At 74.2% G+C, this 14,131-nt stretch carries 14 protein-coding genes and 1 pseudogene; 5 read left to right on the top strand and 10 right to left on the bottom strand.

The window, feature by feature from the left end; genetic code table 11:
* Positions 1-66: 66 nt before the first annotated feature.
* A complete protein-coding gene (locus BGP03_RS28700) occupies positions 67-1,425 on the top strand; it encodes a hypothetical protein (RefSeq protein ID WP_298799080.1) in 1,359 nt (452 codons plus the stop codon).
* A gap of 12 nt (positions 1,426-1,437) precedes the next feature.
* Here BGP03_RS28700 and BGP03_RS28695 read toward each other — a convergent pair whose 3' ends face one another.
* Together BGP03_RS28695 and BGP03_RS28690 are read right to left on the bottom strand one after the other, a co-directional pair.
* Positions 1,438-2,241, bottom strand: coding sequence for a molybdenum storage protein subunit alpha (locus BGP03_RS28695; RefSeq protein ID WP_298799079.1), 804 nt, complete (start codon positions 2,239-2,241; stop codon positions 1,438-1,440).
* Positions 2,238-3,059, bottom strand: coding sequence for a uridine kinase (locus BGP03_RS28690; protein ID WP_298799078.1), 822 nt, complete (start codon positions 3,057-3,059; stop codon positions 2,238-2,240). Before BGP03_RS28690 ends, BGP03_RS28695 begins: the two co-directional genes overlap by 4 nt.
* 253 nt (positions 3,060-3,312) lie before the next feature.
* On the opposite strand from BGP03_RS28690, the gene BGP03_RS28685 reads away from it, so the two are divergent.
* Both BGP03_RS28685 and BGP03_RS36100 read left to right on the top strand, forming a co-directional pair.
* Positions 3,313-4,632 (top strand): GGDEF domain-containing protein, encoded by a 1,320-nt coding sequence (locus BGP03_RS28685; RefSeq protein WP_298799077.1) that lies wholly within the window; start codon positions 3,313-3,315, stop codon positions 4,630-4,632.
* A pseudogene (locus tag BGP03_RS36100) lies at positions 4,535-4,819 on the top strand (EAL domain-containing protein); the annotation flags it as partial. The gene BGP03_RS28685 and the pseudogene BGP03_RS36100, both read left to right, overlap by 98 nt.
* A 295-nt stretch (positions 4,820-5,114) precedes the next feature.
* Here the strand turns inward: BGP03_RS36100 and alc are convergent.
* The 4 genes from alc to BGP03_RS28665 are packed head-to-tail and all read right to left on the bottom strand — an operon-like array spanning position 5,115 to position 9,184.
* Positions 5,115-6,104, bottom strand: a complete 990-nt coding sequence (gene alc, locus BGP03_RS28680) for an allantoicase (RefSeq protein ID WP_296368286.1) — start codon at positions 6,102-6,104, stop codon at positions 5,115-5,117.
* On the bottom strand, positions 6,101-7,420 hold the full coding sequence (gene allB, locus BGP03_RS28675; protein ID WP_298799075.1) for an allantoinase AllB: 1,320 nt from the start codon (positions 7,418-7,420) through the stop codon (positions 6,101-6,103). Before allB ends, alc begins: the two co-directional genes overlap by 4 nt.
* Positions 7,417-7,833, bottom strand: a complete 417-nt coding sequence (locus BGP03_RS28670) for a gamma-glutamylcyclotransferase (RefSeq protein ID WP_296368282.1) — start codon at positions 7,831-7,833, stop codon at positions 7,417-7,419. Before BGP03_RS28670 ends, allB begins: the two co-directional genes overlap by 4 nt.
* A gap of 7 nt (positions 7,834-7,840) precedes the next feature.
* Positions 7,841-9,184, bottom strand: coding sequence for an 8-oxoguanine deaminase (locus tag BGP03_RS28665; protein WP_298799074.1), 1,344 nt, complete (start codon positions 9,182-9,184; stop codon positions 7,841-7,843).
* Between the two features lie 154 nt (positions 9,185-9,338).
* Between BGP03_RS28665 and BGP03_RS36095 the strand changes: the two genes are divergently transcribed.
* Both BGP03_RS36095 and BGP03_RS28655 read left to right on the top strand, forming a co-directional pair.
* Positions 9,339-9,707: a helix-turn-helix transcriptional regulator gene (locus BGP03_RS36095; protein ID WP_363094661.1), complete on the top strand. Its 369-nt coding sequence runs from the start codon at positions 9,339-9,341 to the stop codon at positions 9,705-9,707.
* On the top strand, positions 9,704-10,819 hold the full coding sequence (locus tag BGP03_RS28655) for a mandelate racemase/muconate lactonizing enzyme family protein (protein ID WP_296368277.1): 1,116 nt from the start codon (positions 9,704-9,706) through the stop codon (positions 10,817-10,819). The genes BGP03_RS36095 and BGP03_RS28655 overlap by 4 nt, the downstream gene beginning before the upstream one ends.
* On the opposite strand, the gene pucL is transcribed toward BGP03_RS28655, so the two are convergent.
* From pucL to BGP03_RS28635, 4 genes are read right to left on the bottom strand one after another with little or no spacing between them, the layout of a single operon-like run.
* Positions 10,806-11,666 carry a factor-independent urate hydroxylase gene (gene pucL / locus BGP03_RS28650; protein ID WP_298799073.1) on the bottom strand — a complete coding sequence of 287 codons (861 nt, stop codon included), beginning with the start codon at positions 11,664-11,666 and terminating at the stop codon, positions 10,806-10,808. The genes BGP03_RS28655 and pucL overlap by 14 nt on opposite strands.
* A gap of 3 nt (positions 11,667-11,669) precedes the next feature.
* Positions 11,670-11,978, bottom strand: a complete 309-nt coding sequence (uraH, locus tag BGP03_RS28645) for a hydroxyisourate hydrolase (protein ID WP_296368274.1) — start codon at positions 11,976-11,978, stop codon at positions 11,670-11,672.
* Positions 11,975-12,496 (bottom strand): 2-oxo-4-hydroxy-4-carboxy-5-ureidoimidazoline decarboxylase, encoded by a 522-nt coding sequence (uraD, locus tag BGP03_RS28640; RefSeq protein ID WP_296368271.1) that lies wholly within the window; start codon positions 12,494-12,496, stop codon positions 11,975-11,977. The genes uraH and uraD overlap by 4 nt, the downstream gene beginning before the upstream one ends.
* 19 nt (positions 12,497-12,515) lie before the next feature.
* Entirely contained in the window at positions 12,516-14,093 is a 1,578-nt protein-coding gene (locus BGP03_RS28635) for a peptide chain release factor 3 (RefSeq protein ID WP_296368269.1), read from the bottom strand.
* Positions 14,094-14,131: the final 38 nt, after the last annotated feature.

Genomic DNA, 14,131 nt, shown 5'->3' with positions numbered 1-14,131 from the left:
ACGAAGCAAGGGGTAGCCTCCCCTTCCCGACCGACGGGTCGGGGTACTACGCGAACGGAGGCCGGTGTGCGGCCTGGCGACCACGGTGAAGACCCCTGGGAGGGGTCCGAACCCGACCGCCCGATCGACATCGAAGCTCTTCGGGACGACGACGAGCTGATCGAGTCGCTGGTGGCCGGGGTCATCCGTGCACCACGCGAACGGTCGGCCGAGCTCGATCCCGAGGCCGAGCTGCGGGCGTTGCTGTCGGCCTGGGTGGTCGACGTCCGGCCCGAGACCGTCACCACCACCGACCTTCCCGAGGGACCGGTCCGGCTGCCCGCGCCCTTCCGCGCCCCCGAGGCCGAGCAGGTCGCCCCCCCTGCGGCCATCCCGATCACCGCCGCCCGCCACCGCGCGGCCGCGCCGCCGATGTCCGCGCGCCGGTTGGCCGTGGCCGCCGCCGCGGTGGTGCTGCTGGGGTCCGGCCTCGCCGTCAGCGCCTGGGAAGCCGAGCCGGGCGGCACGCTCTGGCCGGTGGCCAAGGTGTTCTACGCCGAGCGCGCCAAGTCGATCCAGGCCGCCGCCGACGTCAACACCGGCCTCCAGCGGGCCCGCACCGCGCTCGCCGACGGCCGCAAGGCCGACGCCGCGGCGGCCATCGCCACCGTCGTCGCCACGCTCGGCCAGGTCGCGCCCGAGCAGGGCCACGACCTGCTCGCCCAGCAGCAGCAGGATCTCGTCGTCGCCCTGGACGACCCGGCGCTGCTCGCGCAGGCGATCGCGGCCACCCCCGGGGTGGCGGCCCCGCTCACCGACCGCGCCGCCGAGCGCACCCCCACCCCGGCCGCACCGGCCGCCGTCACGCCGGCACCCGTCACATCCGACGCCACCTCTCCGGTGGTCCCGCCGGCGGATCCCGCGCCGTCCCCCGTCCAGCCCGCGCCGCCGGCCGACCCCCAGCCGGTGGATCCCCAGCCGGTGGATCCCCAGCCGGTCGGCCCTCAGCAGGTCACGCCGCCGCCGCGGGATCCGGTCACCCCGGCACCGGTCGACCCGCCTCCGCCCGGCACCACCCCGCCGATCGACAGCGGCAACTCGACGGGACCGGCCGACACCCCGGCCGCCCAGCCGGCCGGCACCGTCGCCCCGACCCCGGCGCCGACCGCCCAGGAGCAACCTGCGGTCACCGACGTGCCCGCCCCGCCGGCCGCGCCTGCCCCGGCGGAGCCCACCGGTTCCGACCAGAGCGGCCCGGCCCCGTCCGACACCCCGTCCGCGGCGGCCACGGACGCGTCCTCCGACGGCGGATCGAGCACCACGTCGAACGCCACGTCGAACGCGCCGTCGGACAGTGCGAACGGTGGCACGGGTCCGTCGTCGCCCGGCCTGGTCAAGGCCCTGCTCGACACCGTCACCAGCATCGTCGGGGCGATCTTCCCGTGACCGGTCCGGCGCTCAGCCTGCCTGCACCACCGTGCCGACGGGCTTGCCCGCCAGCGCATCGGTGAGCTGGCCCGGGACGAGGCCGTTCACGATCTGGATCGCGGTGACGTGCTTGGCCGTGCCCAGCAGCTCGAGCACCAGCGGGTCCACCGGGGACGCGTCCGGACCCATGGCGGCGAGCTCCGTGGCGGTGATGGTCGGCGCGACCTGCCCGTCGACCGTGACGCCGTCGACGTCCTTCACGTAGACGGTGCGGGCGGCGCCGTAGGCGTCGGCCAGCAGTAACGTGCCCGCGTCGGCCCGGTGCACCGGGATCTTGCCCGTGACCGGCGGGAACTCGTGCAGACCGTAGGGCGGGAACCCGCTGGACACGACGGCCCGCGACGCGGCGAGGTGCACGGCCAGCTGGTGGGCGACACCGCCGTGGGGCAGGTAGGACACACCGTCGGCCGCGAGCAGGGCCGCGATCAGGTGGCCGTTCTGCTCGGCCTCCACGCCGGCGAGGGCCGCGAGCACACCGGTGGGCAGCCCGAGGTCGAGCCCGACGCTCAGCACGTGGCGCGCCCGGATGCCGGCGCCGGTGAGCACGAGCATGCGGTGCTCGGGGAGCAGGCCGCGCAGCTCGTCGACCAGCGGGAGGACCGCGTCGCGGCCCCGGTCGATGATCGCCCGGCCACCGATGGAGACGACAGTGAGCCACGGCATCAGCCGGATGACGGGACGCTCGATCGGCTTGATCAGGTTCCGGTCGAGCAGGGTCTGGCGCATGAGCGCGGACGGCACGTGCTGTGCCGAGTTCTCCCGGGCCGCGGTCACGTGCTGCTCCGGATGATCGTGCCGACGTGCTCGCCCGCGACGGCGCGCGTGACGAGCCCGGGCTTGAGGCCGTTGACGATCTGGACCGACCGGACGTGCCGGGCGTGGCGCATCAGCTCCAGCACCGGCCGCTCCACGACGAGGTCGGGCAGGTCCATGGCGATCAGCTCGCCGACCGTGACCTCAGGGATGAACGTCGCGTTCGCGTCGTTCTTCGGGTTGGCCGTGTAGAGGCCGTCCTCGTCCTTGATGTAGATCATGTTCGCGCAGCCGTAGGTCTCGGCGACCAGGTAGCACCCGGCGTCGGTGCGGTAGGGCGGGATGACGCCCGCGGCGGGCACGCGCTGCCACATGTCGTAGGGCGGCATGCCGGCGAAGATCGCGGCGCCCGACTCCTGCAGGTAGAGCGCCAGCGTGCTGAACGCCCCGGCCCCGACCACCGGGACGCCGTGGCGCGCCATGAGGTAGCCGAGCATGGTGGCGTTCTGACCGGCGACGGCCGACCCGACGTCGCTGAGCACGCCGGTGGGCAGGCCCAGCTCGGCGGCGAGGGAGTAGGCGTGGCGCGCGCGGGTGCCGCCACCGGTGCCGATCAGCAGCCGATGGGTGCGCTTGAGCGCGACGAGCTCCTCCACGACCGGGTGAACCGCGGCGGCACCCCGGTCCATCAGGCTCTGGCCGCCGACCTTGAGCACCGTGACGTCCGGCAGGATCCGGTGGTCCGGCACGGCGTCACTGGCCGCGATCAACTCGGGGTCGCTGAGTGACCGTGTCATCAGCAACGACTCGAGGGTCGCCGTTGCGGCGGCCTCCGTCATGGGTGTCTCCTCGTGTGCACTACAGCGCTCTGACCTGCATGGACATCCGCACAGTAGCGGGATCGGCCGGCCGCCCGATCGGGTGCCGGGCCCGATCATGCGGACCGTCCGGCGAGCCGGAACCGCGAAGGCGGCCGCGCGGATCGCGATCACCCGCGACGGCGACCCCGTTCCCCGTGATGTGATACACACCATAGTCTGGCGACTACTGTCTCGATCATCGAACGGTCCCCGTCCCGTCCGATGTGACGAGGTGCGAGGATGGCGCCGTGTCTGTGGGGCCCTCGTCGCCGTCGCGGCGCTGGTCACCGCGTCCGGCGGGGCCGCCCGCGTCACGATCGCGAACCTCGCCGAGCTCGGCTTCGCCGTCGCGGGCGGGCTCGGGTGCCTGAGAGGTGCGCGCCGCAGCGCCGGGCGTTCGCGCCGGGGATGGACCGCGCTGGCCGTGGCGTGCTGGGCGTGGGCCGCGGGACAGGTGGCCTGGACGGTCCTCGAGTCGGTGCTGGGCATCCCGTCGCCGTACCCGTCGCCCGCCGACCTCGGCTACGTCACGTTCCCGGTGGCCACGCTCGTCGGCCTCGTGCTGCTCGCACCGCCCACCTCGCGGCTGGCCACGCCCCGGCGCGTGCTCGACGCGTTCATGGTGGGCTGCGCGTTCGGGCTGCTGTCGTGGCTGACCGTGCTGGACATGGTCGCGCAGGGCATCGGCGAGTCGGGGCCGGCCCTGGCGGTGTCGCTGGCCTATCCATTGGCCGACGTCGTCCTGCTCACCGTCATGGTGCTCACCGTCGCCGAGACCCGCGACGCCCCGCTGCGCTGGGGCCTGCTGTCGGCCTCGGTGATCGCGATGTCGCTGTCGGACGGGGCGTTCGCCGTCCAGATCGCCGCGGACACCTACGTCACCGGGTCCGCCGTGGAGTGGGGGTGGTGGACCGCGTTCGCGTTGATGGGAGCGGCGGGCCTGGTCGTACCGCGGCACGCCGCCGCCCCCGCGGTCCTCCCGGGGGCGCCGCGCTCGGCGGCCCGGTCGGGTCTGCTCCCCTACCTGCCGCTGGCGGCCGCCATCGTCGTCGCGGGGGGCCACACCCTGCGTGGCGACCGCCTCGACGCCGTCACGATGGCGCTGATCGTGGCGCTCGTGGCGCTCGTGCTCGTCCGCCAGTACCTGACGGTGCGCCGCAACCAGGAGCTCGTGCACACCGTCGCCGAGCGCGAGGTGCAGCTGCACCATCTCGCGTTCCACGACGGCCTGACGGGCCTGGCCAACCGGGCGCTGTTCCTCGACCGGCTCGAGCACGCCATCGCCGTCGCCGACCGGGAGCACCGGACGGTCGGGGTCGCGTTCCTCGACCTCGACGGGTTCAAGGCCGTCAACGACTCGCTGGGGCACGCGGCGGGCGACCAGCTGCTGTGCCGGGTGGCCGAGCGGCTGGAGGGCGTGCTGCGGGCGTCCGACACCCGTGCACTCGCCCGCGATGCCCGAGGCGGGTGCCCTCGACGCCGTCGCGGTCACCGGCACCCGGGACGACCCGCGGCTGCGGCGGGCGTTCGTCGCGGCGCTCGACGCGGGTGAGATCCAGGCCGTCTACCAGCCGGTGGTCGACCCGGTCAGCGGCCTGATGGGGGCGCTCGAGGCGCTGGCCCGCTGGCGGTTCGAGGGGGTCGACGTCCCTCCGTCCACGTTCGTCCCGATCTGCGTGGCCGCCGGCCGCTCCGAGCAGCTCTCGGCGCTCATGCTGGAGCGCGCATGCGGGCAGCTCGCGGAGTGGAACGCCGGGCTGGGGCACCGGCGGCTGCAGATGGCCGTGAACGTCGACCTGCGCCAGCGGCGGGCGGTTCCTCGTCGGGCTGTTCCGGCTCACCCGCCACCTGGGCCTGCGCACCGTCGCGGAGGGGGTGGAGCGACCGGGGTAGCTGCGCGAGCTCGCCCGGCTGGGCTGCGACCTCGTGCAGGGCCACCTCATCGCGCGGCCCGCGTCCGCCGAGGAGCTGACCCCGGCGGTGCTGACCGACGGTCCGATGATCGCCGCGCACCTGCTGCGGCAGCCGGGCTGATCAGCGCCGTGCGGCTGACCAGCGGGCCGCGAGGTGCTCGCGGCCCGCGACGGTGGGGGTGCCGTGCAGGCGCAGCCGGGACATGCCGCCGTCGGGGAGGATGTCCAGGCGCACGGCCGTGACCGGGGTGGCCGGCAACCGGAAGCGGTGGCGGGTGTCGGGCTGCAGCGGCGTGCGGGGCAGCAGGTCGCTCCACTCCCCGGCGCCGTCGCGACCGCGCAGCGTCGCCCAGCCCGGGGCGTTGTGCAGGAACCAGCTGGTGTCGACCTCGGCCACCGCGACGGTGGACTGGGCGGCCAGGCCCACCTCCACCCAGTCGTTGCCGTCGCCGCGGCGTCGCGCGGTCTCCCAGCCCTCCCCCATCGAGCGGGCGGGACCGGGCAGCAGGAGGTTGTGGGGCGAGCTGTAGAACAGGTTGGAGCAGGCGGTGACCAGCCCGCCGTTCTCGATGGCGGCCAGGTCCACCGTGCCGAGCGCGTCGATCAGGGCGGGGTCGGGCAGCGCCTCACCGTGCACGCGCAACCGGGCCACGCCGCCGTCGGGGAAGATCCGCAGCCGGACGTGGGTGACGCGCCGGTCCGAGTGGACGGCGAACGCGTTCTCCGTGTCGCCCGTCACCGCGGTGCGCGCCACCAGCGGCACCCAGCCGGTGCGGTCCTGCACGGCGTCCGTGTCGGCCGCGTGCAGCCCCTCGACCGACACCTCGGGCGGGTAGTTGCCGGTGAACCACGACGTGTCGACGACGACGCCGCGCACGATCCCCGGTGCCCCCAGCCGCACGATGGCGGCGTCGTCCCCGGGCTCGCGCCGGCGCCGGGTCTCCCAGCCGTCGTAGACCTTGCCCTTGGGCCCGAACGCGCTCGTGTCGAACACCGACGGGCCGGGGGAGATCAGGTTCTCCCGCGCGGCGAACGACTCGTCGTTGGCCCACACGACACTGCCGCCCAGCGAGCGGACGGCGAGATCGGGAAGCTGCCGGAAGTCGGTCATACCTCATCCTCCCTCGCCAGCAGCGCACCCCGGGGTTCCTCCCTCACCTCCCGGCCGCGCAGCCAGGTGCTCCGGACCACGCCGTGCAGCTCACGGCCGGAGTACGGGGTGAGGGGGTTGCGGTGGTGCAGCGCGCCCACCGTGAACGTCTGCTCGGGTGCGAGCACGGTGAGATCGGCGTCGTGACCTGCGGCGATGCGCCCTTTGCGGCGCAGTCCCACCAGGTCGGCCGGGGCCTGCGCCATCCAGCGCACCACCTCGACGAGGGAGTGGCCGCGCCGCCGCGCCGCCGTCCAGATCACGGGCAGACCCAGCTGGAGCGACGCGATGCCGCCCCAGGCCTCACCGAAGTCGCCGCACAAGGGATCAGCAGGGTCGAGGCGCTTGAGCTCCGGGGTGCACGGCGAGTGGTCGCTGACCACCATGTCGATGGTGCCGTCGGCGAGGCCCTGCCACAGCGCGTCCTGGTTACCGGCCCCGCGCACGGGCGGGCAGCACTTGAACCGCGTGTCGCCGTCGGGGACCTCCTCGGCCGTGAGCGTCAGGTAGTGCGGGCACGTCTCGACGCTGACCGCCACGCCCTCGGCCCGGGCCGCCGCGAGCATCGGCAGCGCGGCGGCCGAGGACAGGTGCACGACGTGCACGCGCGCCCCGGTCTCGCGGGCCGCCGCGAGCAGCAGCGCGATCGCGGAGTCCTCCGCGGCCGTCGGGCGGGAGGCGACGAAGTCGGCGTAGCGGGGCCCCTTCGCGTCGGTGACGAGCGCGCCGTTCTCGGCGTGGGCGATCATCAGCCCGCCGAACCTGGCGATCTCCGCCAGTGCCGCGCGGGGGTCGAGCAGTGGCGGGAACTCCGGCACCCCGGAGTCGATGAGGAAGCACTTGACGCCGAACACGCCGGCGTCGTGCAGGCTCCGCATCCGGTCCTCGTTGCCGGGCACGGCCCCGCCCCAGAAACCGACGTCGACGTGGCACTGCCCGTCGGCCGCCCTGCGCTTGATCTCCAGCGACGGCACGTCGATGGTGGGCGGCAGGGAGTTCAGCGGCATGTCGATGATCGTGGTGACCCCGCCCGCGGCGGCGGCCCGGGTGGCCGTGGCGAAGCCCTCCCACTCGGTGCGGCCGGGCTCGTTGACGTGCACGTGGGTGTCGACGAGGCCCGGCAGCAGCACCTCATCGGCCGCGAGTACCACCTCCTGCGCGCCGTCCACCACGACGTCGCGGTCGAGGACGGCGGTGATCGTCTCACCGTCGACCAGCACCGCGGCCGGGCGCTGCGCCCCGTCGACGATCGCCCGGTCGGCCCGGACGAGGATCACGTCCGGTCCAGGTAGGTGCGCCAGCTCGCCAGCGCCGAGATGTCGCTGAGCTCGGGCCGCGCCGACGTGCTCGTTCCCGCGGAGGCGCCAGACGACACAGTGGGGTACTCCCTGCGCAGGATCATGGCCAGCGACCCCGAGCCGTCGGCCAGCTCGATCACGCCCAGCTCCAGGCCGTCGGGCTCGCCGGGCAGGAGGATCTCCCGGAGCTGGTCGTAGGTCATGTCGTAGACCTCGCCGGCCACGGCGGCCCCGCCCTCGCCGACGTCCTGCAGCGCCGGGTACCGGCCACCCACGGCGTGGAACCGGTAGCGCGGCGCCGTGGTGGTGGCGGCGACGAGCGGCGAGTCGCCCACGAGGTGGTGGTCGGCGCCACCGGCCATGGCGGTGCCGTTGAGGAACATCAGAGGCATGGACGGATCATGCCTTCTGCAGCAGCGCGTGGTGGACTGCGGCGCACTCGCGGGCCAGGGCGTCGGTGTCGGCGGTGAGCACCCGGTCGCGCTCCACCACCGGAGCGCCGTTCACCAGCAGCAGCTCCAGGGGCGGGGGCGCGCCCAGCACCAGCGCGGCCACCGGGTCGGCGACGTCGGCGTGGGCCGGGCCGTCGAGGCGCCACAGCGCCAGGTCGGCCAGCTTCCCCACCTCGATCGACCCGATCTCTCCCGTGCGGCCGAGCACCGCGGCGCCGCCCATGGTGGCCAGCTCCAGCGCGTCCCGGACGGTCAGGGCCGTCGGCCCGCCGGTGGCGCGGGCGAACAGCAGCGCGTGGCGCACCTCCTCCAGCAGGCTGCCCGCCTCGTTGCTGGCCGCGCCGTCGACGCCGAGCCCGACGCGCGCGCCGGCGTCACGCAGGGACCGGGTGCGGGCGATGCCGGCCCCGAGCCGCGCGTTGGACGACGGGCAGTGCGCCACACCGGTGCGGGTGTCGCCGATCTTCTTCACCGCGGCGTCGTCGAGGTGGACGGCGTGGGCGAACCAGACGTCGTCGCCGGTCCAGCCGAGGCCCTCCACGTACTCCAGCGGGGAGCAGCCGAAGCGCTCGTGGCAGAACTGGCCCTCGTCGAGGGTCTCGGCGAGGTGGGTGTGCAGGTGGACGCCCAGCTCCCGGGCCAGCTCGGCCGAGAGTCGCATGAGCTCGCCGGTGACCGAGAACGGCGAGCACGGCGCCAGCGCCACCTGCAGCATCGAGCCCGGCGACGGGTCGTGCCAGCGCGCCACGGCGTCGGCCGACGCGGTGAGGATCGCGTCCCGGTCCTCGACGACGTTGTCGGGCGGCAGGCCGCCGTCACGCCGCCCGAGATCCATGGAGCCGCGGCAGGGGTGGAACCGCAGGCCCACGTCCTGCGCCGCGCGGATCTCGGCGGCGAACACGTCGCCGCCCTCGCGGGGGAAGACGTAGTGGTGGTCGGACGCGGTGGTGCAACCGGTGAGCGCCAGCTGGGCCAGTGCCCCGCTCGCGGCGGTGTGCACGGCGTGCTCGTCGATGCCCGCCCACACCGGGTAGAGGGTGGTGAGCCATTCGAAGAGCGTGGAGTCGACGGCCAGCCCGCGCGTGACCCACTGGTAGAGGTGGTTGTGGGTGTTGACGAACCCGGGGGTGAGCAGGCAGCCACGCCCGTCGATCACCGCGGGGTCACCGGTGCGGGGCGCCGGGCCCGCGCCGACGGCGGTGATCCGGTTGCCCTCGACCACCACGTGGCCACCCGCGAACTCCCCGCCGGTGACGGTGACGACGTGGGCACCCTCGATGACGAAGTCCATGAGGGAAAGTACAGCGCTCCCCGGCGGCGGGGTGAAGTCGCCACGGTGACGAACCGGTAGCCGACGCGGCGCACCGCCGCCGTCGGCCTCCGCGACGGGCTCGCGGTGGCGATGGCCGGCGGCGACACCTCGTCGATGATCATGCCGTCCCCCGGTGCCGGACACCGAACCTACGAACTGGGCGACGCCCGGGCGTCAGGGAAATCCCCAGCCGTGTACCCGGTGCCGGACCGGTGTGCTCCTTGGTGCCCGGGGCGCCAGGAGGGGGAGCCGTGCGCGGACGCTCGGCGGAGATCGCCGCCGTCGACACCGTGCTGGCGGACGCCCGGCGCGGCCACGCCGGGGTGCTCGAGATCTGGCGGTCGCCGACGGGGCCACCAACCGGGAGGTGGCCGCGGCGCTGTTCCTGAGCCCCAGGACCGTCGAGTACCACCTGGGACGCGCGTTCGTGAAGCTCGGCGTGGGCAACCGCGCGCAGCTCACCCGCCTCGTGGCCGAGGGGGCCCTAGGGTCGGGACGGTGAAGATCACCGCGATCCACCTCGACCGGCTGCGGCTCCCCCTGGACCCACCGTTCGCCGCGGCGTGGGACCCCGAGCCGCGGCGCCACGCGGACGCGACGGTCGTGCGGGTCGAGACCGACGACGGCGTCGTCGGGGTCGGCTCCGGCGACACCATGCTCGGCCTCGCCGGACACGAGCACCTGTTCCTGGGCCGCGACCCGCTGCAGATCCAGCGCCACGTCCGGACCATCGAGTCGATCCACGTCCACGGCGGCCGCTGCTGGCCCCTGGAGGTCGCGCTGTGGGACATCCTCGGTCAGGTCACCGGGCTGCCGGTCGCCACGCTGTTCGGCGGCGCGCTGGACCGGATCCCCGCCTACGCCTCCTGCGGCTCCCTGCTGCCGCCGCGGGCCCGCGTCGACTCGGCGCTCGCGCTGCGGGCGGAGGGCTTCCGGGCGCTCAAGGTGCGCATCGACCGGCACCGGGCCGACGAGGGCGTCGCCACTGTGGCCGCGGTGCGGGAGGCCGTCGGGTCCGACATGGAGATCATGGTGGACCTCAACCGGTCGTGGCGGATGGCCGGTGACATCGAGCCGGCCCCCGACGTCGCCGCGACGCAGCGGCTCGTGGAACGGCTGGGAGACCTCGACGTGTTCTGGATCGAGGAGCCGCTGCCCTACCCCGACCGCGCCGGGCTCGCGGCGCTGCGCTCCCGCACCGGCGCGCGGATCGCCGGCGGCGAGATGCTCGACTCCGCCGACGCCGTGCTCGCCCACCTGGACGGCGACCTGCTCGACGTCTACCAGACCGACGTGGTCCTGGCCCTGGGCATGTCGCGCGCCCGCACGCTGGGCGAGCTGGCGCTGCTGCGGAACCGGAGCTTCACCCCGCACACGTGGACGAACGGCATCGGCCTGCTCGCCAACCTCGCCGTCGTCGCCGGGATCGGGGGTGGGCCCTACCTGGAGTTCCCGTACGACCCGCCGGGCTGGACCCCGCAGCGCCGCGACTTCATGCTCGCCGAGCCCGTGCGGATCGGGCCCGACGGCACGGTGGCCGTGCCCACCCGTCCGGGCATCGGTGCGGTGCTCGACCCGGACGCCGTCGAGCGGTGGCGGATCAGTCCCGCGTGACCGTCGCCTCGATCAGGCCGTACGGCCGGTCGGCGGCGTAGAACACCTCGTTGGGGTTCTCCAGGCCGAACGGGGCGAGGTCGACGACGAAGTGGTGGCGGTTGGGCGCCGACAGGCTGATCTCCGCGATGCCGGGATCGGCCTCCAGCACGGCGCGGCCCATCTCCCACAGCGTCTGCTGCAGGGCCAGCGAGTGCACGGTGGCGAACTGCTCCAGCAGGATCCGCCGCACGTCGGCGAAGGACTTGTCCCACTCGACGTCCACCGCTCCGAAGGAGCCGGGGCTGTGCCTCCAGGTGGCCACGAGCGAGGTCGACATGATCCGGTCGTGGGTCTCGGCCAGCGTCGTGTACTCGTCGGTGAGGAACCCGGCGAACTCCGACCCGGTGGACTTGAGCAGGATCAGGTCGCGCAGGCCCGACACCACCCGCTCGCCCTCGGTGTCCACCTCGACGACGGCCGTGCGCACCTCGGTGCCCCGGCGGGTCCAGGTGTGGTCGTGGCCGACGCCGTCGACGGGCACGCGCTCCCAGCCGTACTCGTCCACCGCGATCCGAGCCCCGGTGACGGGCTCGACGTCGGCGACGAAGTGCCGGGCGAGCGTCAGCGCGTAGTCCTCGATCGCGTGCAGCCCTGTGGACTTCGCGAACGCGTACGCGGTGTTCTTCTGGGTGTCGGTGGGCAGCACCCTCGACTGGTCGCCGTGCAGGTGGGCGGCGGAGAAGTCGCCGCGCAGCGCCGTCGAGACGGTGACGTCGCGGATCTCGTGGCGGGCGGTGTCGCGGTAGATCCGCACGAGGCGGCTCTCGGCCTTCCCGTACTGGTTCGCTCCGAGAACGATCCCCATGGCTCAGCTCCCGCGGTAGGTGGAGTAGGCGAACGGCGACAGCAGCAGCGGCACGTGGTGGTGCGCGGCGGTGTCGGTGACGGCGAACGTGACCACGACCTCGGGGTAGAACGCCGGCGCGCCCGCGAAGTAGGCGGCGGTGTCGAAGACGAGCCGGTAGGTGCCCGCCTCGAGCTCGCCCAGCTCGCGGACGCGCCCGTCGTCGTCGGTGACGGCCTCGGCCACCACCGCGCCCCCGTGCTCCAGGCGCACCGGGACCCCGGCGGCCGGGCGGCCGCAGGCCGCGTCGAGCACGTGCGTGGACAGGCTCACGGCCGGTCATCCTGCCGTGCCGATGTCGCGGGCCGGTGACCGTCGTGGGTCGCTCCGGCGACGAGCCCGCCGAGCCGGATGCGGTTGATCGCGGCCAGCTCCCCGAGCGCGACGGCCCGCTCGGTCGCAAGATCGTTGCCCAGCCGGGCGTGCAGGGTGGCGAGGAGGTCCTCGGCGCCGCGGCCGCTGGCGCAGACCAGGTAGACGTGCCCGAACCGTTCCTCGTAGACGCGGTTGCCCGCGGCCAGCGCGGCCCGCACGTCCTCGCCCGCCCGCGTCACCGCGGCCTGCTCCCGACCGGACGTGCCCCCGGCCGCGCGGTCGCCGATGCGGGGGTGCCCGGCCATGGCGGCGTCGAGATCGGCGTCGGTCAGCGCGGCCGCGGCGGCGTCCTGCAGATCCTCGACCGAGGAGTAGGGCCGCCCGCCCGCCACCTGCGCGGCCCAGCGCGGTGCGGCACAGCACCCCAGCAGCGCCGCTTCGGCGTCGGGCCGGGCGTTGAAGTGCTCGAGCGTCATCAGCCCCTCATCGGCCCCGTCATCGCCCCGACGAGCCGGCGGGCAGGGGCTCCAGCGTCATGTCGGGGTACTTGCGCTGGATCGTCTCCAGCCGCCACTTGTTGACGAACACCGCGAGCAGCGCGCCGTCGGAGCGCCGTTCCAGCACCTCGACCTCGGCCTGCTTGGCCAGCAGCTCCGCCCCGGCGGCGTCCGTGCGCCGGGTGATCGAGTAGCCGAGCGTCTCCAGCAGCACGGGCGCTCCGAACTCGTCGGCCATGCGGCTGGAGACCACCTCGAACTGCAGCGGCCCGACGGCGGCGAGCACGGGGCTCTGGTCACCGCGCAGGTCCGAGCGCAGCACCTGGATGACGCCCTCGGAGTCGAGCTGCTCGATGCCCCGGCGGAACTGCTTGAACCGCCCCGCGTCGGCGCCGCGCGCGACGTTGAAGTACTCGGGCGAGAAGCTCGGGATGGCCGGGAACAGCACCGGCTCGGACGCGTAGAGCGTGTCGCCCGGCCGCAGCGCGGTGGCGTTGACCAGCCCGACGATGTCGCCGGGGAACGCCTCCTCCACGGTGGTGCGCTCCTGCCCGAACACCGACTGCGCGTACTTGGTGGCGAACGGCTTGCCCGTGGCGGCGTGGGTGAGCACCATGCCGCGCTCGAACCGCCCCGAGCAGATGCGCACGAACGCCATGCGGTCGCGGTGGGAGCGGTCCATGCCGGCCTGCACCTTGAACACCAGGCCCGACAGCGGCGTGTCGAGCGCGCGGGGGTTGCCCTCGGCGTCCTCGCGGGCCTCCGGCGCCGGGGCCAGGTCGACCAGCGCGTCGAGCAGCCGGCCGACGCCGACGCCCGCCAGGGCCGCGCCGAACAGCACCGGCGTGGCGATGCCCGCGAGGAAGTCCTTCTCGTCGAACTGCGCGCCGATCTCCTCCAGCAGGGAGATCTCCTCCTGCGCCGCGGGCCAGTGGTCGGGCTCCTCGACGGCGGCCTGCTCGGCCGGGACGATGGTGACCTGGCCGCGCGTGGCCCCGCCCGCGGTGCGCGTGTAGCGGCGCAGCTCCCCCGTGCCGACCTCGACGACGCCGCGCAGGTCGCCCGCGATGCCCAGCGGCCACGTGATCGGCATGGGCCGCAGCCCGATGGTCTGCTCCACCTCGTCGAGCAGCTCCAGGGCCTCCCGGCCGGGCCGGTCCCACTTGTTGACGAACGTGAGGACCGGGATGCCCCGGGCGCGGCAGACGTCGAACAGCTTGAGCGTCTGGGGCTCGAGGCCCTTCGCGGCGTCGAGCAGCATCACCGCGGCGTCGACGGCGGCGAGCACGCGGTAGGTGTCCTCGGAGAAGTCGCCGTGGCCCGGGGTGTCGAGCAGGTTGATCACGTGGTCGCGGTAGGCGAACTGCAGCACCGCGGAGGTGATGGAGATGCCCCGCTTGCGCTCCATCTCCATCCAGTCCGACGTGACGCCCTTGCGCCCGGACTTGCCGTGCACCGCGCCCGCGGAGTCGATGACCTCGGCGTGCAGGGCCAGCGCCTCGGTGAGCGTCGACTTGCCGGCGTCGGGGTGGCTGATCACCGCGAAGGTCCGGCGCCGGGAGGCCTCGGTTGACACGCGGGTCACGGCACACCACTCGCTTTCGATCGGGAGGC

This window comes from Pseudonocardia sp. 73-21 (genome assembly GCF_001899645.1).
Taxonomy (GTDB): Bacteria; Actinomycetota; Actinomycetes; order Mycobacteriales; family Pseudonocardiaceae; genus Pseudonocardia.
The sequence above is the reverse complement of the archived record's forward strand: the minus strand, read 5'-3'. Positions and strand labels throughout refer to the sequence as shown.